Source organism: Rhodococcus sp. UNC363MFTsu5.1 (assembly GCF_000686785.1).
Lineage (GTDB): Bacteria > Actinomycetota > Actinomycetes > Mycobacteriales > Mycobacteriaceae > Rhodococcus_G > Rhodococcus_G maanshanensis.
The window spans coordinates 525,588-546,837 of the sequence record NZ_JMLO01000001.1 but is presented as its reverse complement, the minus strand read 5'-3'; the positions used below and the strand labels follow the sequence as shown (position 1 = coordinate 546,837).

Genomic DNA, 21,250 nt, shown 5'->3' with positions numbered 1-21,250 from the left:
AAAGCGGACGAGAAGAATCAGGGAGCGGTCGCGACCATTGAGCACCCCATCCGAACCAGGGCATGACCGGCCCGAACCGGGCCCGACCGCGATCGTCGCCGAGCGGCGCCATCTGACCAATCTCGCCTACCGGCTACTCGGATCGCTTTCCGAAGCCGAGGACGCGGTGCAGGAAACCTACGCCCGCTGGTATGCGATGTCGCGGCAACGGCAGGAGGCTGTCGAGTCGCCCGGCGCCTGACTGACGACCGTGGCCGGCCGCATCTGCCTGGACGTGCTCGGCTCGGCGCGGGTCCGGCGTGAGCGCTACGTCGGCGCATGGATACCGGAGCCGCTCCCCGACCGTACGGAGTGGTTCAGCGGGAGATCGGGCGGCGGCAGGGCGGAACCGACCGACCCCGCCGACCGGGTCACCCTGGACGAGTCGGTGAACATGGCCTTCCTCGTCGTGCTGGAGTCGATGACACCTGCCGAATGCGTGGCGTTCATCCTGCACGACGTCTTCCGGTACCCCTTCGCCGAGATCGCCGAGATCGTCGGCCGGACGCCCGCGGCCTGCAGGCAGCTGGCGTCCTCGGCCCGTCGGAGGATTCGCGCCGCGCGGGTTCCTGCGGGTCCGACAGCCGGACAGGCTGGTCTGGTGCGGCATTTCAAGCAGGCGTGGGAAGCCGGGGACATCGAGGCCCTCGTCGACCTCCTCGACCCCGACGCCACCATGGTCGCCGACGGCGGCGGCCTGGTCGGCACGGTCCTTCGCCCGGTCGAGGGCGGCAAGCACATCGCCCGGTACCTGGTCCACATCGCCGACAAGGCCCCTGGGCTGGCGCTCATGGAGCGCACTGTCAACGGCAGGCCCGGCCTGGTCGCCCAGCACGCAGGCGTCACCGTGACCGTGGCAGCGTTCGACCTCGCAGGCGGCCGCATCACTCACATATGGGCGGTCCGCAACCCGGAGAAACTCCGTCCGTGGAATGAGAACGGACAGAGCTGATCTCACTTGGGGGCGAACATCTTCTCGATGATCGTCTTGGCGATGGTGCTGGCCGGGTCCTGACCGTTGGCGCCGGGAGCGAGGTTGGCCCAGACGACCAGCGTCACACCGCTCTCGGCATCGGCGCCCATGAACGAGTTGTAGCCGGGCAGCTCGCCGGTGTGGCCGTAGAGCGGACCCAGCTTGGCGATCGCCCAGCCGTACCCGGGCCCGTCGGGCTTGCTCGGGTCGACCGGCTGCACGCTCGCGAGGCGGCGGGCCTGCATGTCGGTGTCGAGGGACTTGCCGTCGGCCAGGGCCTCCGCCCACGTCGCGAGGTCATGGGCGGTGGAGATGCCCGACCCGGCGGACCACGCCCATGACGGGTTGCCGCCGGTGACGTCGTTCGGCGCGAGGGTGCCCGCGGTCGCCGCGGCCTGCATGTCCGGCGGGATCGCGGGGTCGGTCATGGTCATGACGTTGTCCCCGAACATGTAGCCGCGCGAGTACGGGGCGGGGATCGCATTCGAGGTCAGCGCGGGGAACTCGGTGTGCGCCAGGCCGACCGGGGTGAACAGCCTGTCCCGGAAGATCTCCTGGAGCGGCTTGCCGTCGAGCTGCTCGGCGATCAGACCGAGCAGGACGAAGTTGGTGTTCGAGTAGTGATAGCCCTCCCCTGGCGGGAAGTAGGGCGGATGCGCGAAGCCCAACGCGAGCAGCTCCTCCGGGGTCCACACCTTCTGCGGATCCCGATCGAGCGCCTCGTTCAGCTCGAGCGTCTCGCTGTAGTTGAACAGCCCGCTGCGCATGTTCAGCAACTGCTCGATCGTGATGCCATCGCCGCCTGGGACCTCGGGCCGATACCGCGACACCGGGTCCTCGAGGGCGATCTTGCCCTCCTGCACCAGCTGCAGGATCACCGTTCCCGTCCAGGTCTTGGTGTTCGAGCCGACCCGGACGTGGTCGTCGAGAGTCACCGGCGCACCGCCGCCGCGTTCGGTCGTGCCGTAGGTGACGGTCTGCTCACCCTCCGGGGTGCGCAGCAACACCACGGCGCCGGGCAGCAGGAACTCCTTGGCTGCCTCCTGCACGGTCGACTGCAGGGTCGCGTCGTCGATGGAGGGGGCAGGCGCGCCGACCGTTGTGGTTTCGGAGGCGGCTCCCGAGTCCGACCCGGTGTCCGACGAACAGGCGCCGAGCAGCAGGGTCAGGGCAAATGCGGCGCCGGCCGCTCGGAGATGGCGTGGTCGACAGGTCACCGCACGACGGTCCATGCCTGACGACCGTACGCCGCCGCGGTGCCACACACCGGCGAATGCGGCGGCGTGTCCTGCCGCAGTCGCGTTCCCGCGCCTCCGAGCGCCGGGCGGTAGCTCATAAGATCGTCCGTTGAGGTCCGACAACCACACACGGAGAGAGTCGTTACGTGACAGAGGAACCCGGCCGCGAGGATCTACTGCTCAGCGACGACGAGCGCATGCACGCCCTGAACGCCGTCAGCGAGCACTACGCCGCAGGACGGTTGGACACCGCCGAGTTCTATGACCGCTCGGAGGTGATCGCCTCGGCACGCACACTCGACGTGATGCGCGGCGCTTTCCGAGGGCTTCCCGGCGGAGTGCCGCTCGAGCAGGTCGACGGGCGCCTTCGGAAGATCCCGGTCGGCGAGAACAACCCCGCCGCCGTCGCTTCCACCGGAGCCGATGCGGAGCTGTCGTCCCTCCGCCGACGCGGCGGATTGGTCGATTCGCTCGACGGGGTGATCTTCGGCGTCACCCTCGTGACCTTCCTTGTGCTGCAGGTGGTCGTCGACTGGGACTACGCCTGGGTCGTCTGGCCGTCACTGCTGATCACTCTCAGCCTCCCCCGGATGATCCTCAGGTTCAGCGACACCGACGAGGAGATCTACGGGGAGCTGAAAGACGCGGAAGCCAAGTCACGCAAGAAGCGTCTCCAGGAGGCCACCGAACGGATCCTCGAGCTGGAATCCAAGAACGACCCCGACAAGATCTGACCGTTCATCGCGGCCGGATCGTGGGCGGGTCGTAGGCGCGGATCGGCGGCAGCTCGCCGTCGAACCGCTCGACCTGCACGAGGACATGTTGGCCGGTGCACCCGCGCGCCAGGCTCGACGTGCCGACGTCGGCGGTGAGGACGTTCGGATTGCCGTGCACGCACATCGAACTCGGGTCGGCCGGGTCCAACGGGTCGAACCAGGCGCCCGTCGCGAGCTGGACGACGCGATCGCGCACGCCCTCGTCGAGCACCGCCCCGGCCAGGCAGGCGCCTCGGTCGTTGAACACCCGGACCACGTCCCCGTCCGCGATACCGCGGGCGGCCGCGTCGTCGGGGTGCAGCCGGATCGGTTCGCGCCCCTGCACCTTCGATCCCTGACTCGTCGCTCCGTGGTCGAGCTGGCTGTGCAGCCGGGTCTTCGGCTGATTCGCGATCAGATGCAGCGGGAAGGCCTCGGCCCTGCGCCCACCGAGCCATTCCTCCGGCTCGTACCACCTCGGGTGCCCGGCGCAGTCGTCGTAGCCGAAGCCGTCGATGTCGGCGGAGAAGATCTCGATCTTGCCGCTCGGGGTGCGCAACGCATTCGCCTCGGGATCGGCGCGGAACTCCTCGAAGAGCGTCAACTCGTCCTCGGTGCGCATCCGGACGTGCCCGCGCCGCCAGAACTCGTCGAACTCCGGCGCCTCCCCGCCGTCCGCGAGGACGTACCCGCGCCACTGTCCGTACAGGTGCTCGATCCACTGCCCCGCGGTGCGGCCCTCGGTGAACCGCTCCCCGAACCCGAGCCGGTGCGCGAGCGCGGCGAAGGTGTCGTAGTCGTCGCGGGCGTCGGCGAAACGCGGTGTGGCCGCGTGCATCGCGACCATCAGCGGATCGTTGCGCGTGCAGGACAGGTCCTCCCGTTCGAGGGAGGTCGTGGACGGGACGACGATGTCGGCGTGCTTGGCCATCTGCGTCCAGTACGGGTCGTGCACGACGATCGTGTCCGGCCGGCCCAGCGCGCGGCGCAACCGGCCGAGGTCCTGGTGGTGGTGGAAGGGGTTGCCCCCGGCCCAGTACACCAGCCGGATGTCGGGAAAGGTGCGGCGCTGACCGTCGAAGTCGTACTCCTGCCCCGGGTTCAGGAGCAGGTCCGAGATCGCCGCGACCGGGATGGAGTCCGACACCGGGTTCTGTCCCTGGAACAGGGTCGGCAACGGGTACGGCACCGGCGCCAGCCCCGGCTCGTTCATCGAGCCGTATCCGTGCCCGAAACCGCCGCCCGGCACACCGATCTGGCCGAGCATCGCGGCCAGGGTGATGCCCGCCCACGGCGCCTGCTCGCCGTGCCGCACCCGTTGCAGCGACCAGGTGACCGAGATCATGGTGCGGCCCTTCGCCATTCGGCGGGCCAAGTCCGCGATGGTGTCCGCGGGCAGGCCCGACAGAGCGGCCGCCCACTCGGGGGTCTTCGCGACGCCGTCGGCCTTGCCCAGCAGGTACTGCTCGAACACCTCGTAGCCGATGCAGTAGCGATCCAGGAAGGCCAGGTCCGCGAGCCCCTCGTCGGCGAGCACATAGGCGCAGGCGAGCATGATCGCCACGTCGGTGCCCGGGCGCGGCGCGAGCCACTCCGCCTCGCCGTGCAGGTCGTCGCGCAACGGGCTGAGGGACACGATCCGGCCGCCCCGCGCCCGCATGGCATCGAGTGCGCCGCGGGTCGGATGGTGGCTGGTGCCACCGTCGTTGACGGCGGTGTTCTTGAGCGGCACTCCCCCGAAGCACACCATCAGGTCGGTCTCGCGGGCGATGACCTCCCAGTTCGTGGAGCGGGCGAACATCTTCCAGTGCGTCCCGACCACGCGCGGCATGATCACGCCGGTCGCGCCGAGGGAGTAGCTGTGCTCGGAGCGGGTGTAGCCGCCGAGCATCTTGAGGAATCGGTGGACCTGGCTCTGCGCGTGGTGGAAGCGGCCCGGCGAGGACCAACCGTAGGAGCCGCCGAAGATCGCGCGATTGCCGTGCGTATCCACCACGCGACGCAGCTCACCGGCGAGCAGGTCGGCCAGTTCGTCCCAGGACACCGCGACGAACTCGTCGCTGCCGCGCCGATCCGTTGGCCCGGGACCGTCCTCGAGCCAGCCGCGCCGGACCGCCGGTCCGGCGATGCGGGAGCGGTGCCGGACCGAACCGACCGCGTTGGCCAGGATCGGAGAGGGGTCGCCGTCGCCGGGGTACGGGTGCACGGCGGTCACCTCGGCGCCGTCGGATTCGGCCTCGAACATGCCCCAATGCGCCATGTGCTGGCGGCGCGTGGTTCCCGAACTCATGGCGGCCAGTCTGCCACCAGGGCAAGCACCGCCCGGAACGCCCTCGGGCGCCCGGAATTGGGTGTATGCCTGATTCATGAGTCCCGGCGACGGACCGGCATCACATGTCCTGGAGCTTCGTATCCACGGCGTGAGCAACACTCCGCCGCACGCCATGCTCGACGTGCAGGCGGACCAGGTGCATCGGGTGATCGGCGACGAGCTCGCCGGCTTCTGGACGGTCGACTCTGACGCCGCGGCCGCTCTCACGCCCGGGCAGCGCGGCCACATCCCGCCGGGTGTGCGGCGGGAGGCCTACTCGTGGGGCGCGCTGGCACGCACGACACCGAGTGGTACACCGCCCATCGGGCAGACGGTGCTCGCCGCGGTCATCAGGGCGGCCTGGTGCCTGGTGCTGCCGTACGGGCTGACGAACCTGGCCTACTGGGCGCGGAATCTCTGCACAATCGAACCGCAGGTGCGCCGGACCGCGACCCTGGTCCGGTTGTTCGGGCTCGGCCTCACCCTGCTCTTCGTCAGTACCGTGGTGTCGGTCTCGTCGGACCTGATCGCGCTGCAGTACCTGGAGTTCGGACACGGGGACCTGCCCGCGCAGTTCCAGGCCGTGGCCGATCTGCCCCCGCAACGGCGACTGGCGGTGTCCCTGCTCGTGCCCGTGGCCACGCTGGCGGTGCTGTGGTTCATCTCGTCGAGGTCGCGCACCCGCTACGACGTGGACAACGCGGAGCAGACCAGGGACTCCGCGGGCGCCACACCGATTCTGCGGCGGCAGGGGTTCTGGAACAACAGCGGCCATGCCGCCGAGACGACGGCGATCCACCTCGCCGCGGGCGTGGCGGGCACCGTGGCCATGACCGCGCTGTTCGCCCCACCCCACGACGAGCCGTTCGGCTGGCTCTTCTCGTGTGTCGCGATCGTCGCGGTGCTCACGTTGGTCGCGGGCGCGGTCCGGCTGGTTCTCACGAGCGAGCGCGGCGTGGACGTGCCGGTTTGGCGCAAGGACGGGACGGTGCCCGCGTCGACGTGGGCGGTCGTCGCGGTCAGCGCGGCCACCTTCGTGTCGCAGTCCCTGCTGCTCGCCTTCGGCCCAGGAGCCACGGATCGTCCCGCCGAGGGGGTGGTGACGCGGCTGGACGGCCTGATCGCGGTTCCCGGCGTCCTCGTCCTCGTGTTGCTGGCGCTGGCGCTGGCCGGACTGTCGCTTCGGCGGATGTCGCCGTGGTGGGCGGTCGTACTGGCGACGGCACTGGGCGCGGCGGCGGTGGCGTACCTGTGCGGGCAACGGGGTCCTGCGGTCATCGCGGGTGCGTCCGTCTACCTCGTGTTGCTCGCTCTCGCGCTGCCGCGGAGCGATTTTCAGGCCTGGTCGGGACGAGCGGTCGGTGTTTTCCTGCTGTTGGCGCTCGGCGGCGCCATGCTGCTGTCGAACCTCGTTGTGGTCGGCGTCGGCAACTGGCTCAACCGCTCGAAGGGGGCCGCCGAGCTGGTATCGGACGAACCCGTCGGCTGCCAGACCGCGATCCGTATCCCGGCGATCTTCGCCTGGTTCGGCGTCGGACTGGTCGCGGCCGCCGCCGCACTGGTGGTCGTGGTCGTGGTGGCGGGGTGCTGCGCAATTCGGTGGACGGCCTTCGTCCGGACCCGCAGCCGAGATGCCTCGACCTCCGCGAAGGCGATCGTGCTCGCGGAGCCGGACACCGTCCCAGCCGAGCGGCTCGCCAACGCCGCCCACCGCGCCGAACCGGCGATCGGCGTCCTCGCCACGCTCGCCTTCCTCGCCCTGCTCCCCTGCGTGATCCTGCCGCTGCGGCCCCGACAGGACACCGAGGCAACCACGCATCTGCACGTCGTCACAGCGTTGGGCACGCTGTTCGCCGCGGCGCTCGCGGCGGCGCTGGTTGGCGCTCTGGTCCTGCGACCGCACAGCGGCAGGCCGCTCGGCATCGTGTGGGATCTGCTGTGTATGGTCCCGCGCGCCGCGCACCCGTTCGGTCCGCCGAGCTACTCGGAGCGGGCGGTTCCGGAACTCGTTGCGCGGTGCGATGCCTGGCTCGACGAGGACAGCCAGAACCGGGTGGTGCTCTCGGCCCACTCGTTGGGATCCGTGCTGGCCGTCGCGGTGCTCCTCGACCCGCGGTCCGAGGAACTTGCCGCGCGCGGCGCACTGCTCACCTACGGGTCCCAACTGCGTGCCTATTTCGGCCGCATCTTCCCGGAACTGTTCGGCCCCGATGCCATCGCGAACGCGCCGGCGTCGGGCGCGCGCCCGTTTGCGCCCGACGAGTTCCTGCGCGACGACTGTGGCCCTGCGCCACAGCCGCGCCCGGGAACGGTGACCGGCCTACTCGGCGGTGCGGCCGGGCCGCCACGGTGGATCAACCTGTGGCGCGAGACCGATCACCTGGGTTTCCCGGCGTACTCACGACTGACGAACCGGATCGACGTGCGGGCCGACGAGGTCGACAGGTCCGGGTACCTGCCGACCGTCGCCGGTCACAGCGACTACGTCCGCACCCCTCAGTACCGGACCGCGCTCGCGGAGCTGCGGCGGTTACTCGGGGCGTGAGCCCGCGTCAGGGCAGTGACGCGATGAGCTTGTCGACGTCCACCCGGGGTCCGGTGAAGAACGGGACCTCTTCGCGCACGTGCATCCGCGCCTCGGTGGCACGCAGGTCGCGCATGAGGTCGACGATGCGGTCGAGCTCGGGTGCCTCGAACGCCAGGATCCACTCGTAGTCACCGAGCGCGAAGGCGGGGATGGTGTTCGCGCGGACATCCGGGTACCCGCGACCGGCCTTGCCGTGATCGGCGAGCATCTTGCGACGCTCGTCGTCCGGCAGCAGGTACCACTCGTAGGACCGCACGAACGGGTAGACGCAGATGTAGGCGCCCGGCTCCTCACCCGCGACGAAGGCGGGCAGGTGGCTCTTGTTGAACTCCGCGGGACGGTGCAACGCGACGTTGCTCCACACCGGGTCGCTCGCGCGACCGAGGATCGTGGTGCGCCGGAAATCGGCGTAGAGCTTCTGCAGATCCTCCAGCCGCTCCGCATGCGTCCAGATCAGGAAGTCCGCGTCGGCGCGCATCCCGGCGATGTCGTAGACGCCGCGGACGGTCGCGTCGGTGTCCTCGAAGGACCCGAAGAACGCCTTCGCGTCGTCGATCGCCTTGGTGCGGTCCTCTTCGAGGACACCCGGCTGCACCTGGAACACCGAGAACATCGCGTAGCGGAGCGTGGAGTTGAGCTTGTCGTAATCGAGGCGTGCCATGGCTCTATCGTGCCATCTGCTCCGCGACCGTGGTCGCCGCCGTGGTCGCCGCCGCCACGCACGCCGGCACACCGACGCCGTGCAGCAGCGCCCCCGCGACGGCGAGCCCCGGCAGCGCGCCGGTCGCGTCCTCGATGACCTGCACCCGCTCGAGGTGGCCGGGCCCGTACTGCGGCAGCCCACCGTGCCAACGCTGCACGACCGCGTCGACCGGATCGACCGGATCGACCCGCAGGCCGGTGACCGTCTCGAGGTCCGCGCGGGCGGCCGCGACGAGTTCGCCGTCGGGGGCGTCGACGATGGCCGCGTCCCCGAACCGCCCGAACGAGGCCCGTACCAGGGCCCCGCCGCGCTCGGCCAGGTGCGGCCATTTGCGGCTGGACAGCGTGAAGGCCTTGGCGCGCACGGCTTCCCCTGTGGCCACCAGGATGCCCGAGTTCTGCGGCAGCGGCGTCCCCTCGTCCAGTGCGAGCGCGACGACGACCGAGGAGGCCAGCGGGATCTGGGCTGCGGCCGAACTCGCAACGGGCGCGACGCCGGACAGCAGCGCGGCCAGCGACGGCGCCGGCACGGCCAGGACCACACCGTCGACCCGGCCGACCGGATCGATCCACCAGCCCTGCCCGTCGGGCGCACGTGAGAGACCCGACGCGTCCGCACGCACCACGGTCGCCGCCGCCCGCTCCGTCAGCGCGTCGAGCAGCACGCCGTAGCCATCGCGAAGTCCGCCGAACACCGGACCGGGGCTCGGCTCGGGCAGGGCCTCGGCGACCGCAGCGGACAGGCTGGCCGCGCCGCGGTCCAGCGCCGCCGCCAGGGTCGGGAGTGCGGCGCGCACGCCGATCGAATCCGACAGTCCCGAGTACACGCCGCCGAGCAGTGGGTCCACCGAGCGGCGCACCACCTGTTCGCCGAAGCGGGATCCGACCAGGGTCGCGACATCGGTGTCCGAGCCGGGCCGCCACTCCAGCGGGACGCCCGGCTCCGCGTCGATCCGGGCCAGCGTCGCGTCGTCGACGAGGCCTGCGACCGAGGCCGAGTCCGCGGGGATGCCCATCAGCGCGCCCCCTGGCAGCGGGTGCAGCGCGCCCTCGGACCAGATCAGCGGACGCACCGCGGCGGGGGCGACGATCTGATCCGAAAGGCCGAGTTCGGCGAGCAGCGCGGGCACCTCGGGGCGTCGGGCGATGAAGGCCTCCGCGCCGACGTCGACGCCGTCGCCCGCCAGCTCCGTGGTGCGCAGCTTGCCGCCGAGGCGCCCGGACGGTTCGACCATCGTGATGACGGCGTCGGGCCCGAGGCGTTGCCGCAGTCGATACGCGGCGACGAGACCGGAGATGCCCCCACCGATGACGGCGACCGATGTCACAGCGAGTGCACCAGCTCCACCGCCGCGGTCAGCACGCCCGGATCGGTGTCGGGGAGCACCCCGTGTCCGAGGTTGAAGATGTGGCCGATCGCACCCGCAGCGACGGCCCGATCCGCCTCGCTCGCCACCCGGCGGACCTCGCGTTCGACGGCGTCCCAGCCGGCGAACAGCACCGCCGGGTCGAGGTTGCCCTGCAGCGCCTTGCCGGGGCCGACGCGGCGGGCGGCCTCGTCGAGCGGGATCCGCCAATCGACGCCGACCACGTCGGCGCCCGCCTCGCCCATGGCGCCGAGCAGTTCGCCGGTGCCGACACCGAAGTGGATCCGCGGCACACCGGCCTCGGCCACCTCAGCGAACACCCGCTCCGAATGCGGCAGCACGAACTTTCGGTACTCGGCGAGCGAGAGCGCGCCGGCCCAGGAATCGAACAGCTGCACGGCGTCGACGCCTGCGTGCAGCTGCGCCTTGAGGAAGGTGATGGTGGTGTCCGCGAGCGACCCGAGCAGCGCGTGCCAGGTCTGCGGATCCGAGTGCATCAGCGCCTTGGTGCGCTCGTGGTTGCGGCTGGGGCCGCCCTCGACCAGGTAGGAGGCCAGCGTGAACGGCGCCCCCGCGAAACCGATCAGCGGGGTGTCGCCCAGTTCCCTGGTGAGCAGCGAGATCGCCGCGGTCACCGCGCCGACCTCCTCGGTGCGCAGCCGCGGCAGCGCCGTGACGTCGGCCGCCGAGCGGACGGGCGAGGCGACGACGGGTCCGGTGCCTGCCACGATGTCGAGGTCGATGCCCGCGGCCTTGAGCGGGACGACGATGTCGGAGAACAGGATCGCCGCGTCCACCCCGTGCCTGCGCACCGGCTGCATGGTGATCTCGCAGACCAGTTCGGGGTTGAAGCAGGATTCGAGCATCCCGATCCCGGCCCGGATCTCGCGGTACTCGGGCAGCGACCGGCCTGCCTGCCGCATGAACCACACTGGCCGGTGTGCCGGCGTGCGTCCGGTCGCGGCCGCCAGCAGCGGTGCCTGGGGCAGCAGCCGCCGGTACGGGTACTGCGCGCCGGTCGTCATGGCCGCATTCGTGTCTTCCAGGTCGCTCATATGTCCCAACGCTCGTCGCCCGCCAAGTTCCTTTCCCGATCATGCTGCCAGATCCGCGACCGGGAACCCGACTCCCGATGCGGCCTCCGGCGACTCACGCGCCGATCTGGCCTGCGATCCGATGCTCGAGCTGTGCTCGGGCACCGGCCGGGAGAACGATCAGCCCCTCGAGGTCCTTACGCGCCTTCACGTACGCGCTCTGCCGCTCCTCCGGCGTGGCCGCCTCGTCCATGGCCAGCCGCAGGAGCCGCTGGGCGCGCACCAGGCGTTCTTGCTCGCGGGCGGTGAATCCGGTGCGGCGCCGTCGCTTCGCCTCCGCTTCGCAGACATCGAAGGCGATCGCGTAGGCATGCACGGCGGCGCGGTACTCGACCTGCGCCTCGTGGTTGCCCACCATCGACTCCTGGTCCTCCGGCCGCAGCAGGTCCGCCTGCCGCTTCGCCTTGTGGAACTCGACCGTCAGGGGTTCGCGCATGTCGGTCATCATCGGGAAGTCGAGCAGCGTCACGAGACTCATCTCGTACCCGAACCAGCGAGCATCGGTCTGGTCGTGCTCGTCGACGATCTTGGCGATCTCGCGCCGCTGGGTCTGCTCGTCGGCCTGGTTCTGCGCCTTGACCCGAGCGATCTCGATCTTGGTCTGCTGCTTCAGGCGGTAGCGCTCCTGCCGCCGCTCGGCGCGTCGCTGATTGGCCGCGCCGACCGCTTTCACCGCCCCGCCGATACTCCCGCCGAAGACGAAGAGCAGCCACCAGGAGTGCGACAGAAACCCGAGGACCTGATCCACACTCTTCATGATGCCTGCAGCGAGACCGACGCACGAAGCGGGGCGCCGGGAGCCGATGCCGCTAGAACCGGCGCGCCTCCACCGGCGACGATCGGGGCAGGTCTAACGTCCGCGGTGTGACCACGTCGGGATCCCCTGCCGAGCCTGCTCCGTTTCGCAGCGCGATAGCCGCGATGCAGAAGGCCTCGGTTCACCCGCAGATCGAGGTCGGTCCGATCCGGCCGCCTCAGCGGTTGGCGCCGTACAGCTACGCGCTCGGCGCCGAGGTCCGGCATCCCGAAAGCGACATCGTGGCCGAACAGTCCGAGGGCGACGCCTTCGGACGGCTGATCCTGCTGTACGACCCCGAGGGCGACGAGGCCTGGAATGGCACCATGCGACTGGTGGCCTACATCCAGGCCGACCTCGACGCCGACCTCGCCGCGGACCCGCTGCTTCCTGAGGTCGCCTGGAGCTGGCTGGTCGACGCGCTCGAGTCCCGCGGCGAACCGATGACCGCGCTCGGCGGCACCGTGACCGCGACCAGCTCGGTGCGCTACGGCGACATCGCCGGCCCCCCGCACGCCCACCAGCTCGAGCTGCGCGCCTCCTGGACTCCGACGTCCCTCGAACTCGGGGCGCACGTGGAGGCCTTCTGCGAGGTCCTGGCCTATGCGGCAGGCCTGCCGCCGGTCGGCATCACCCAGCTCGGGAGTCCGAAGCCGGGTTGAGCTCGGTGTTCGGGCGCTCCGCTGGCTCCACGCCGGACGCCTTACCCGCCCGGACCGACTCGAGGAACGCCGCGATCGCGCGGATCACCTGATCGCTCCGAATCGAGTGGAAGATGTCGAAGGCGTGCTGCGCGCCGCGCAGTTCCGCGTAGGCGACCGGGCTCGTCGAGATCGCCCGCAGCCTCGCCACGAACTCCCTCGCCTCGGTCACCGGCAGGAGAGAGTCGTGCGTGCCGTGTACGACGAGGAACGGCGGCGCGTCGGCGCGCAGCTTCGCCAGCGGCGACGCGGCCAGATAGTCCTCGGGGAACCGCGCACCCTTGCCGAGCACCATCTCGCTGATCCTGGACTCGACCCGGGCGCGCACCTGCTTGATCCCCGTCTCCGCGGCGAAGTCGTACGCCCCGTACATCGGCACACATGCCGACACCGAGGTGTCGACGTCCTCGAAACCGGGCTGGAGCTCGGGGTCGTTGGCGGTCAGCGCGACCATCGCGGCCAGGTGCCCACCCGCCGAGCCGCCGGTGACGGCGAGGAAATCGGGATCGCCGCCGTACTGTTCACCGTTCGTCCGCAACCACGCGACGGCCTGCTTGAGCGCGATGAGGTGGGCGGGCCAACTGGCGCGCGGCGAGAGCGGATAGTTCACGGCCGCGCACACCCACCCACGCGAGGCCAGCTCCACCATCAGCGGCAGGCCCTGATGGTCCTTGCTACCGATCACCCAGCCGCCGCCGTGGATCTGCAGCAGCATCGGCGCGTTCGGCGGCAGGTCGCGATGGTGGTAGACGTCGACGCGGAACCGGGCGCCGCCCGGCGCGTACTCGATGTTGCTGACCCTGGCGACATCGTCGCGGCGCATCCGGAACGGCCTGCTGCTCGAGCGCCAGTCGATGGGACTGCCCGCGCCGGGATCGTCCACGCCGATCTCGCGCAGGGCATCGGCCATCTCCTGCCCCGCGCGGCGCGACGAGACCATCGCAGCCGTCAGGCCCGCCGCGGACACCGCCGCGAGCGCGAGACCCAGCCGATCGCTGCGCGTGGACGCGCCGTGGCGTGCCAGGTGGACACCCGCGTCGAGGACCGTCGCCCCGAGTTGCTGCGGTGCCAGTTCCGATGTCAGCCAGCCGGCGACGAAGGCGGGTACGGAGGCCCACATGCCGGGGACGGGACGCAGCGCGTTGGCCGTCAGCGCCGCATTGACCGCCTGCCGGATCAGGAAACCTCGTGTCATGTGACCTCTTTCACCCCTGTGCACGGAGCGGGCTTCTCCGTTCACCCGATTCAATAGTAGAAGCGCTCTAAAGTTGGGACATGGAGAGACTGAGCGGTCTGGATTCAACGTTCCTCTATCTCGAAACCCCCACCCAACTCCTGCACGTCTGCGGACTGATCGTCCTCGACGTCTCGACGGTCCCGGGCGGATACGACTTCGGAACCTTCAAGACGGAGCTGGCTGCGCGCGTCGCGGGCATACCCGCCTTCCGCAGAAAGCTGCACGACTCCGTGCTGAACCTCGACCACCCGGTCTGGGTCGACGACCCCGGATTCGACATCGACCGGCACGTGCACCGGATCGCGGTACCCGGCCCCGGCGGTCGCGAGGAGATCGCCGAGCTGTGCGGCCACCTCGCGGGTCAGCAGATGGACCGCACCATCCCGCTGTGGGAGATGTGGGTCATCGAGGGCTCGGCGGACGGCACCGTCGCGATCATGTCGAAGATGCATCACGCGAACGTGGACGGGGTGACAGGGGCGAGCATGATGGCGCAACTGTGCGGGCTGACCCCCGACGCGCCGCGACCGGAGGTCGACCCCGACCAGCGCTCGGCGGGCGACGCGGACACCCTCGATCTCGCGGTCAGCGGCCTGCTCGGTTTCGTCAGCCGTCCGCTCCAGCTGGCCAAGGCCCTGCCGAGCGGGATCGCGCTGCTGCCGAAGTGGATCACCCGTGCCCGGCGGGGCGAGGCGATGCCGGCCCCCTTCACCGCGCCGAGGACCTCCCTCAACGGGTCGCTGACGGGCCATCGCAATATCGCCTACGCGCAGCTCGACCTCGCGAAGGTCAAACTGGTCAAGGACGCCTTCGGCGTCAAGGTCAACGACGTGGTGCTCGCAATGGTCGGCGGCGCGCTGCGCCGCTACCTCTCCGACCGCGACGAGCTGCCCGAGACCTCGCTGGTCGCGATGGTCCCGGTGTCGGTGCACGAGACCTCCGATCGACCGGGGACCAACCAGATCTCGGGAATGTTCACCCAGCTGGGCACCCAGATCGGCGACCCGGTCGCCCGGCTCACCGAGGCCAACGCGCACAACACGATGGTGAAGTCGCACAACGCCTCGCTCGGCGCCAGCCTGCTGCAGGACTGGTCCCAGTTCGCGGCGCCGGCGGCCTTCGGCCCGGCGATGCGGGTCTACTCCTCGCTCAAGCTGGCCGAACGCCATCCGGTGGTGCACAACCTGGTGTGCTCCAACGTCCCCGGTCCCCCGGTCACCCTGTACTTCCTCGGCGCGCGCATCGCGGCGATGTTCCCGCTCGGCCCGATCTTCCACGGCGCCGGACTCAACGCCACGGTGATGTCACTCGACGGCAAGTTGAACGTCGGCCTGGTGTCCTGCCCGGAGCTCGCCCCCGAGCTGTGGGACCTTGCCGACGCCTTCGCGCCCGCCCTCGAGGAGATGGTCAAGGCCGCCCGCGCCAAGACCCGCAAGCGCAAGGCCACGCCTGCCAGGACGTGACGCGCACCCGGCATCTGCGGAAGCGGCCGGGTAAGCGCCGTAAGGTCATTGTTCATGTCCGATGTCAGCGACCAGGCCCCCGAGCGCACCGCCGTGCCGCTCCTGACCCCCGCAGGCGGGCTCCCCGAGCTCGTCGACTCGACCCGGTTGCTGGCCGCGGCCGTTGACCGGCTCGCCGGGGGCACCGGCCCGCTCGCGGTCGACGCCGAGCGCGCCTCCGGCTTCCGGTACTCGAACCGCGCCTACCTGCTGCAGTTCCGGCGGGCGGGGGCGGGCACCGTGCTGGTCGACCCCATCCCGATCGCGGGCGAACTGGCCCCGCTCGCCGAGGTGATCAACCCACTCGAGTGGGTGCTGCACTCGGCCGATCAGGATCTGCCCGGCCTCGACGAGCTCGGCATGCGACCCGCCGCCCTCTACGACACCGAGCTCGCGGGCCGGCTGGCCGGCTACGAGCGGGTCGGCCTTGCCGCGATCGTCGAGCGCAAGCTCGGCTTCGAGCTGAAGAAAGGGCACGGCGCCGACGACTGGTCCAACCGCCCGCTGCCCGAGACCTGGCTGAACTACGCGGCCCTCGACGTCGAGGTGCTCCTGGAGTTGCGCGACGCCGTCGCCGAGGACCTCGAGTCGCAGGGCAAGACCGATTGGGCCGCGCAGGAATTCGAGCACGTGCGGCTCGCAGGCCCGCCGAAGCCCAAGCCCGACCGCTGGCGGCGCACGTCGCAGATCCACTCCCTCAAGTCCCCGCGCCAGCTGGCCGCGGTCCGCGAACTGTGGACCGCGCGGGACGAGTTGGCCCGCAAGCGTGACGTCGCGCCAGGGCGGGTCCTGCCCGACTCGGCGATCATCGCCGCGGCATCCGCCGACCCCAAGTCCGTCGACGCGTTGCGATCGTTGCCGGTGTTCGGCGGACCGCGTCAACGCCGATCTTCGGCGCTGTGGATGCAGGCACTCCAACGGGCGAGGGCACTCCCGCCCGAGGAACTACCCCCTGTGACGCAGCCGTTCACCGGTCCGCCGCCGATCAACCGCTGGTCCCGCCGCAACCCCGAGGCCGCCGAGCGGCTGGCGGCGGCCCGCACGGCCATCACCGGACTCTCGGAGCGAGTGAAGGTCCCGGTGGAGAACTTGCTCACCCCCGAGCTCGTCCGGCGCCTGTGCTGGGACTTCGATCCCGCCGATCACCCCGGCGACCCCGCGCAGGTGACCGCCGAGATCGACCAGACCCTGGCGGCAGGCGGCGCAAGGCGGTGGCAGCGCGAGCTGACGGCCCCGCTGCTCGCGGAGGCGCTGCGCACGGCACCCACCCATGTTACTGGTGAGTAATACGCGCTAGAGTGGACGGGCCGGACGTCGTGTCCGGCCGTTCGTCCACTCCAGCCAGGAGGAATCCAGCGTGGCTGCTCCCGCATCACAGCGCAGCGTCGTCTTCGTCGACGGCATCCGTACCCCGTTCGGCAAGGCCGGACCGAAGGGCATGTACGCGGAGACCCGTGCCGACGACCTCGTCGTCAAGGCCATCCGCGAACTGCTCCGCCGCAACCCGCAGCTCGACCCCGCCCGTATCGACGAGGTCGCCATCGCCGCGACCACGCAGACCGGCGATCAGGGCCTGACCATCGGCCGCACCGCCGGAATCCTCGCCGGCCTGCCGGAGACCGTCCCCGGCTTCGCCATCGACCGCATGTGCGCGGGCGCGATGACCGCCGTGACCACCACCGCGTCCGGCATCGGCTTCGGCCAGTACGACGTCGTCATCGCAGGCGGCGTCGAGCACATGGGCCGTCACCCGATGGGCGAGGGTGCCGACCCCAACCCGCGCTTCCTGGCCGACCGCCTGGTCGATCAGAGCGCGCTGGTGATGGGCAACACCGCCGAGAACCTGCACGACCGGTTCCCGACCATCACCAAGGAGCGCACCGACGCCTACGCCGTCGCGTCGCAGGCCAAGTACCAGGCGGCCAAGGAGGCCGGCTACATCGCCGACACCCTGGTGCCCGTCGCCACCCGCTCGGCCGCCGGCTGGGGCCTCGCCACCGAGGACGAGCCGCCGCGCCCCGGCACCACCACCTCGGACCTCGCCGGCCTCAAGACCCCGTTCCGTCCCGCGGGCCGGATCACCGCGGGCAACGCGGCCGGCCTGAACGACGGCGCCACCGCCGCGATCCTCGCGGGCGAAGACACCGCCATCGAGCTCGGCCTGCCGATCGGCATGCGCATGGTCGGCTTCGCCTACCAGGGCGTCGACCCGGCTGTGATGGGCTACGGACCGGTCCCGGCCACCGAGAAGCTGCTGGCCCGTACCGGATTGAAGATCGAGGACATCGGCCTCTTCGAGCTCAACGAGGCATTCGCGGTCCAGGTCATCGCCTTCCTCGAGCATTACGGCATCGCCGACGACGACCCGCGCGTCAACCCGTGGGGCGGCGCCATCGCCTGCGGCCACCCCCTCGCCTCCTCGGGAGTGCGTCTGATGACGCAGCTCTCCCGCCAGTTCGCCCAGCGTCCCGACGTCCGCTACGGCCTGACCAGCATGTGCATCGGTCTCGGCATGGGCGGAACCGTGATCTGGGAGAACCCGAACTTCGACGGAGCCAAGTAACCATGTCTGAAATCGCAACCGCATTCGCCGACGAGGTCGTGACGAACGCGTACACCAAGCTCGTGTCCGTTCCCGGGATCGACGGTCAGGTCGCCCTGATCACCCTCGACAACGGCTTCGACCACACCAAGCCGTCGTCCTTCGGCCCCGGCGGACTCACCGCTCTCGACGCCGCGCTCGACGAGGCCTTCGCCGCGAACCCCGCGGCGATCGCCATCACCGGCAAGCCGTTCATCTTCGCCGCGGGCGCGGACCTCAAGGGCGTGCCGTCCATCACCAGCCGCGAGCAGGGCATCGAGCTGGGCCGCCTGGGCCACAAGGTGTTCCGTCGCCTGCGTGAGTCCACCGTCCCGACCTTCGCCTTCGTCAACGGCGTCGCGCTCGGCGGCGGCCTCGAGGTCGCGCTGCACAGCCACTACCGCACCGCATCCGAGAGCGCGGGCGCGCTCGGCCTGCCCGAGACCATGCTCGGCCTGGTCCCCGGCTGGGGCGGCACGCAGCTGCTGCCGAACCTGATCGGCGCCGACAAGGCGGTCACCCTCGTCCTCGAGAACCCGCTCAACAACGGCCGCGTCATCAACCCAAAGAAGGCCCTCGAGCTCGGCGTCGTCGACGCGGTGTTCGGTTCCGCCGACTTCATCGAGCAGTCCCTCGCCTGGGCGGCGCAGGTCCTCGCGGGCGAGGTCACCCCGGCCCGCCCCGAGATCGACCGCGGCCAGGGCTGGGACGACGCCATCGCAAGGGCGAAGGCCCTCGTCGCGGGCAAGACGAAGAACAACGCGCCTGGCGCGGTCCGGGCCATCGAGCTGCTCGAACTGGCCCGCACCACCGACCTCACCGATCCTGCCTCGCTCGACGCCGGCTTCGCCGCCGAGGACGAGGCGCTCGCCGACCTGCTGATGGCCGACGAGCTGCGCGCGGGCCTGTACGCCTTCGACCTGGTGAACAAGCGGGCCAAGCGTCCCGCGGGCGCGCCGGACAAGTCGTTGGCGCGCAAGGTGACCGGCGTCGGCATCATCGGCGCCGGCCTGATGGCCAGCCAGCTCGCGCTGCTGTTCGTGCGTCAGCTCAAGGTCCCGGTGATCCTCACCGACATCGACCAGGAGCGCATCGACAAGGGTGTCGGCTACGTCCACACCGAGATCGACAAGCTGCAGGGCAAGGGCCGGCTGTCCGCCGACGCGGCCAACCGCCTCAAGGCGCTCGTCTCCGGCTCGCTGGACAAGTCCGCGTTCGCCAAGACCGACTTCGTCATCGAGGCCGTCTTCGAGAACCTCGACCTGAAGAAGAAGATCTTCGCCGAGCTCGAGGAGTTCATCGCCCCCGAGACGATCCTCGCGACCAACACCTCGTCGCTGTCGATCACCGACATGGCGTCCGAGCTCAAGCACCCCGAGCGGGTCGTCGGATTCCACTTCTTCAACCCCGTCGCGGTGCTGCCGCTGCTCGAGATCATCAAGGGCGACAAGACCGACGATGCAACGCTGGCAACGGCTTTCGCGACCGCCAAGTCGCTGAAGAAGTCGGCAGTGCTGTGCGGCGACAAGGCCGGGTTCGTCTTCAACCGCCTGGTCACCCGCACCCTCGGTGAGGTCATGACCGCGGTGGACGAGGGCACCCCGTTCGACGTCGCGGACAACGCGGTCGGCGAGCTGGGCATGCCGATGAGCCCGTTCACGCTGCTGGCGCTCGTCGGCCCCGCCGTCGCGCTGCACACCGGCGAGACCCTGCAGGCCGCGTACCCGGCGCGCTTCAAGAGCTCGCCCGGGCTCGAGGCGCTCGTCGAGGCCCGCAAGCCCGGCGTGTGGACCTACGGCCCCGAGGGCCAGGTCGTCGACCCCGAGGTCGCCGCGCTGTGGCCCCAGGGCGACAAGGCGTCCACCGCCGAGGAGGTCCTCGAGCGCACGCGTCGCGCGTTCGCCGAGGAGATCGCGATCATGCTCGACGAGGGAGTCGTCGCGGCGGCCGAGGACATCGACCTCTGCCTGATCCTCGGTGGCGGCTTCGGCTTCTGGAACGGCGGCATCACGCCGTACCTGGACCGGACCGGCACCTCGGAGGCCGTCAACGGCAAGCGCTTCCTTGCGCCGGGCGTCGCGAGCGTCTAGCCAGAGAAACACCACGTCACGAGGCGGGCGCGGCACGGGAATCCCCCGTGCCGCGCCCTTTTCGCGTTGACACGTGCCTCCCCCGGCGACGTTTTGGGCGCCTCCTGCACCGATACAGCGTTATGGTGTCAGATGCCCGTGAACGGCGGCCATGCTCGGCCGCACCGACGAAAGGCAATAACAGAATGCGAGTCAGACGTCTCAGGGGTGGGAGGGCCGTCTCGAGGCTCAAACGCTCGATGCTGGTGTCATTGGCGATGCTGCTACCGCTCGGGGTGTCGGTAGCAGGTCCCGTTGGTACAGCCAACGCGGCGTTCGACCCGAACTTCGGGTACGACTTCTGGGTCGAGTCCGACATGGGCGGGATCAAGTCGCGCATCTTCCGTGCCGCGGACGGCAACAGGAACCGTGTGGTGTACGCGCTCGACGGGATGCGCGCCCGCAACGATCTCAACGGCTGGGAGATCGAGACAAACGTCGCGCGCGCGCTGACCGCCGCCAACATCAACGTCGTGATGCCGGTCGGCGGGGAGTCCAGCTTCTATGCGGACTGGAACGCGCCGAGCACCTGGGGTCCTGGCGATCTCGGGTCATCCACCGGCAGCTCCAACGGGTCGTCGGGGCTGGGCAGCTCGGATGCCGCGGCCGACGTCGACGGCAAGGCCAACACCTACCGGTGGGAGACCTTCCTGACCCAACAGCTGCCGCGCGCGCTTGCCGAGCGGGAAGGGTTCAGATCCACCCGCAACGGTGTATTCGGCCTGTCGATGGGTGGCAGCGCCGCCCTGACGCTCGCCGCCTACTACCCGCGGCAGTTCAGCTTCGCCGGGTCGTACTCCGGCTTCCTCAACAACTCGGCGCCCGGCATGCGCGAGGCACTTCGCGTCGCGATGGTCTCGGCCGGCGGCTTCAACATCGACGCGATGGCGCCGCCATGGGGGCCGCAGTGGCTGCGGATGGATCCGTTCGTCTTCGCGCCGATGCTGAAGGCGAACAACACCCGGTTGTGGATTGCTTCCGGCAGCGGGCTCCCCGGCCCCGGCGACGTCAGCGATGCCCTCGGCGTCGTGCAGGCCGTTCCGTTGGAGGCGTTGGCACTGGCCAACACCCGCGCGTTCGAGGTCCGGATGGCCACCATCGGCGCAGGCAACGCCCACTATGACTACCCCGCAACGGGAGTCCACAACTGGAAGAACTGGGAGGACCAGGTCAACCGCATGATTCCCGACCTGTCGGCGAACATCGGTTGAGTCGTCCCTAGGTATTTCCGAGATCCG

Annotated in this window: 17 protein-coding genes; 10 read left to right on the top strand and 7 right to left on the bottom strand. The window is 70.2% G+C overall.

Annotation, left to right across the window (positions count from 1 at the left end; translation table 11 throughout):
* The first annotated feature begins 37 nt into the window (after nucleotides 1-37).
* Both BR31_RS32530 and BR31_RS27250 read left to right on the top strand, forming a co-directional pair.
* Nucleotides 38-241 (top strand): sigma factor, encoded by a 204-nt coding sequence (locus BR31_RS32530; RefSeq protein ID WP_331281115.1) that lies wholly within the window; start codon nucleotides 38-40, stop codon nucleotides 239-241.
* 9 nt (nucleotides 242-250) lie between these two features.
* Entirely contained in the window at nucleotides 251-991 is a 741-nt protein-coding gene (locus BR31_RS27250) for a sigma factor-like helix-turn-helix DNA-binding protein (RefSeq protein WP_331281114.1), read from the top strand.
* A 2-nt stretch (nucleotides 992-993) separates the two neighbouring features.
* Here BR31_RS27250 and BR31_RS0102585 read toward each other — a convergent pair whose 3' ends face one another.
* Complete coding sequence (locus tag BR31_RS0102585) at nucleotides 994-2,244, bottom strand: serine hydrolase domain-containing protein (RefSeq protein ID WP_081830275.1); 1,251 nt, start codon at nucleotides 2,242-2,244, stop codon at nucleotides 994-996.
* Nucleotides 2,245-2,447: 203 nt separating this feature from the next.
* Between BR31_RS0102585 and BR31_RS0102575 the strand changes: the two genes are divergently transcribed.
* Nucleotides 2,448-2,984 carry a DUF1707 SHOCT-like domain-containing protein gene (locus tag BR31_RS0102575; protein WP_051636932.1) on the top strand — a complete coding sequence of 179 codons (537 nt, stop codon included), beginning with the start codon at nucleotides 2,448-2,450 and terminating at the stop codon, nucleotides 2,982-2,984.
* Nucleotides 2,985-2,988: 4 nt separating this feature from the next.
* Here BR31_RS0102575 and BR31_RS0102570 read toward each other — a convergent pair whose 3' ends face one another.
* The gene (locus BR31_RS0102570; RefSeq protein ID WP_027499580.1) at nucleotides 2,989-5,295 is read right to left on the bottom strand and encodes a molybdopterin-dependent oxidoreductase; all 2,307 of its coding nucleotides are present in this window, start codon (nucleotides 5,293-5,295) and stop codon (nucleotides 2,989-2,991) included.
* 130 nt (nucleotides 5,296-5,425) lie between these two features.
* Here BR31_RS0102570 and BR31_RS0102565 point away from each other — a divergent pair, with 130 nt between their 5' ends.
* Nucleotides 5,426-7,861 carry a hypothetical protein gene (locus BR31_RS0102565; protein ID WP_156042336.1) on the top strand — a complete coding sequence of 812 codons (2,436 nt, stop codon included), beginning with the start codon at nucleotides 5,426-5,428 and terminating at the stop codon, nucleotides 7,859-7,861.
* A 7-nt stretch (nucleotides 7,862-7,868) separates the two neighbouring features.
* Here the strand turns inward: BR31_RS0102565 and hemQ are convergent, their stop codons facing one another.
* The 4 genes from hemQ to BR31_RS0102545 all read right to left on the bottom strand — a co-directional run bounded on the left by hemQ (nucleotide 7,869) and on the right by BR31_RS0102545 (nucleotide 11,814).
* Nucleotides 7,869-8,564 (bottom strand): hydrogen peroxide-dependent heme synthase, encoded by a 696-nt coding sequence (gene hemQ / locus BR31_RS0102560; RefSeq protein ID WP_027499578.1) that lies wholly within the window; start codon nucleotides 8,562-8,564, stop codon nucleotides 7,869-7,871.
* A 4-nt stretch (nucleotides 8,565-8,568) separates the two neighbouring features.
* Nucleotides 8,569-9,933, bottom strand: a complete 1,365-nt coding sequence (locus tag BR31_RS0102555; protein ID WP_027499577.1) for a protoporphyrinogen oxidase — start codon at nucleotides 9,931-9,933, stop codon at nucleotides 8,569-8,571.
* The gene (gene hemE / locus BR31_RS0102550; RefSeq protein WP_037175236.1) at nucleotides 9,930-11,027 is read right to left on the bottom strand and encodes a uroporphyrinogen decarboxylase; all 1,098 of its coding nucleotides are present in this window, start codon (nucleotides 11,025-11,027) and stop codon (nucleotides 9,930-9,932) included. The genes BR31_RS0102555 and hemE overlap by 4 nt, the downstream gene beginning before the upstream one ends.
* Nucleotides 11,028-11,121: 94 nt before the next feature.
* A complete protein-coding gene (locus tag BR31_RS0102545; protein ID WP_027499575.1) occupies nucleotides 11,122-11,814 on the bottom strand; it encodes a hypothetical protein in 693 nt (230 codons plus the stop codon).
* A 116-nt stretch (nucleotides 11,815-11,930) separates the two neighbouring features.
* Between BR31_RS0102545 and BR31_RS0102540 the strand changes: the two genes are divergently transcribed.
* Nucleotides 11,931-12,524 (top strand): DUF3000 domain-containing protein, encoded by a 594-nt coding sequence (locus tag BR31_RS0102540; RefSeq protein ID WP_027499574.1) that lies wholly within the window; start codon nucleotides 11,931-11,933, stop codon nucleotides 12,522-12,524.
* Here the strand turns inward: BR31_RS0102540 and BR31_RS27245 are convergent.
* Nucleotides 12,493-13,758: an alpha/beta hydrolase gene (locus BR31_RS27245; protein ID WP_051636890.1), complete on the bottom strand. Its 1,266-nt coding sequence runs from the start codon at nucleotides 13,756-13,758 to the stop codon at nucleotides 12,493-12,495. The two genes, BR31_RS0102540 and BR31_RS27245, sit on opposite strands and share 32 nt — an antisense overlap.
* A gap of 80 nt (nucleotides 13,759-13,838) precedes the next feature.
* On the opposite strand from BR31_RS27245, the gene BR31_RS0102530 reads away from it, so the two are divergent.
* The 5 genes from BR31_RS0102530 (at nucleotide 13,839) to BR31_RS0102510 (ending at nucleotide 21,223) form a co-directional block, all read left to right on the top strand.
* Nucleotides 13,839-15,263: a WS/DGAT/MGAT family O-acyltransferase gene (locus tag BR31_RS0102530; RefSeq protein ID WP_027499573.1), complete on the top strand. Its 1,425-nt coding sequence runs from the start codon at nucleotides 13,839-13,841 to the stop codon at nucleotides 15,261-15,263.
* A 54-nt stretch (nucleotides 15,264-15,317) separates the two neighbouring features.
* Nucleotides 15,318-16,589, top strand: coding sequence for a ribonuclease D (locus tag BR31_RS0102525; RefSeq protein WP_027499572.1), 1,272 nt, complete (start codon nucleotides 15,318-15,320; stop codon nucleotides 16,587-16,589).
* A 70-nt stretch (nucleotides 16,590-16,659) separates the two neighbouring features.
* The gene (locus BR31_RS0102520; RefSeq protein WP_027499571.1) at nucleotides 16,660-17,865 is read left to right on the top strand and encodes a thiolase family protein; all 1,206 of its coding nucleotides are present in this window, start codon (nucleotides 16,660-16,662) and stop codon (nucleotides 17,863-17,865) included.
* Nucleotides 17,866-17,867: 2 nt separating this feature from the next.
* On the top strand, nucleotides 17,868-19,973 hold the full coding sequence (locus BR31_RS0102515; RefSeq protein WP_027499570.1) for a 3-hydroxyacyl-CoA dehydrogenase NAD-binding domain-containing protein: 2,106 nt from the start codon (nucleotides 17,868-17,870) through the stop codon (nucleotides 19,971-19,973).
* A gap of 239 nt (nucleotides 19,974-20,212) precedes the next feature.
* Nucleotides 20,213-21,223 carry an alpha/beta hydrolase gene (locus BR31_RS0102510; RefSeq protein WP_081830274.1) on the top strand — a complete coding sequence of 337 codons (1,011 nt, stop codon included), beginning with the start codon at nucleotides 20,213-20,215 and terminating at the stop codon, nucleotides 21,221-21,223.
* Nucleotides 21,224-21,250 lie beyond the last annotated feature (27 nt).

Excerpts from the sequence above, each read along its gene's own strand:
- BR31_RS0102585 (WP_081830275.1), bottom strand. The coding sequence starts at position 2,244 with ATGGACCGTCGTGCGGTGACCTGTCGACCACGCCATCTCCGAGCGGCC.
- BR31_RS0102575 (WP_051636932.1), top strand. The coding sequence starts at position 2,448 with ATGCACGCCCTGAACGCCGTCAGCGAGCACTACGCCGCAGGACGGTTG.
- BR31_RS0102570 (WP_027499580.1), bottom strand. The coding sequence starts at position 5,295 with ATGAGTTCGGGAACCACGCGCCGCCAGCACATGGCGCATTGGGGCATG.
- hemQ (WP_027499578.1), bottom strand. The coding sequence starts at position 8,564 with ATGGCACGCCTCGATTACGACAAGCTCAACTCCACGCTCCGCTACGCG.
- hemE (WP_037175236.1), bottom strand. The coding sequence starts at position 11,027 with ATGAGCGACCTGGAAGACACGAATGCGGCCATGACGACCGGCGCGCAG.
- BR31_RS27245 (WP_051636890.1), bottom strand. The coding sequence starts at position 13,758 with ATGACACGAGGTTTCCTGATCCGGCAGGCGGTCAATGCGGCGCTGACG.
- BR31_RS0102530 (WP_027499573.1), top strand. The coding sequence starts at position 13,839 with ATGGAGAGACTGAGCGGTCTGGATTCAACGTTCCTCTATCTCGAAACC.
- BR31_RS0102525 (WP_027499572.1), top strand. The coding sequence starts at position 15,318 with ATGTCCGATGTCAGCGACCAGGCCCCCGAGCGCACCGCCGTGCCGCTC.
- BR31_RS0102515 (WP_027499570.1), top strand. The coding sequence starts at position 17,868 with ATGTCTGAAATCGCAACCGCATTCGCCGACGAGGTCGTGACGAACGCG.
- BR31_RS0102510 (WP_081830274.1), top strand. The coding sequence starts at position 20,213 with ATGCTGGTGTCATTGGCGATGCTGCTACCGCTCGGGGTGTCGGTAGCA.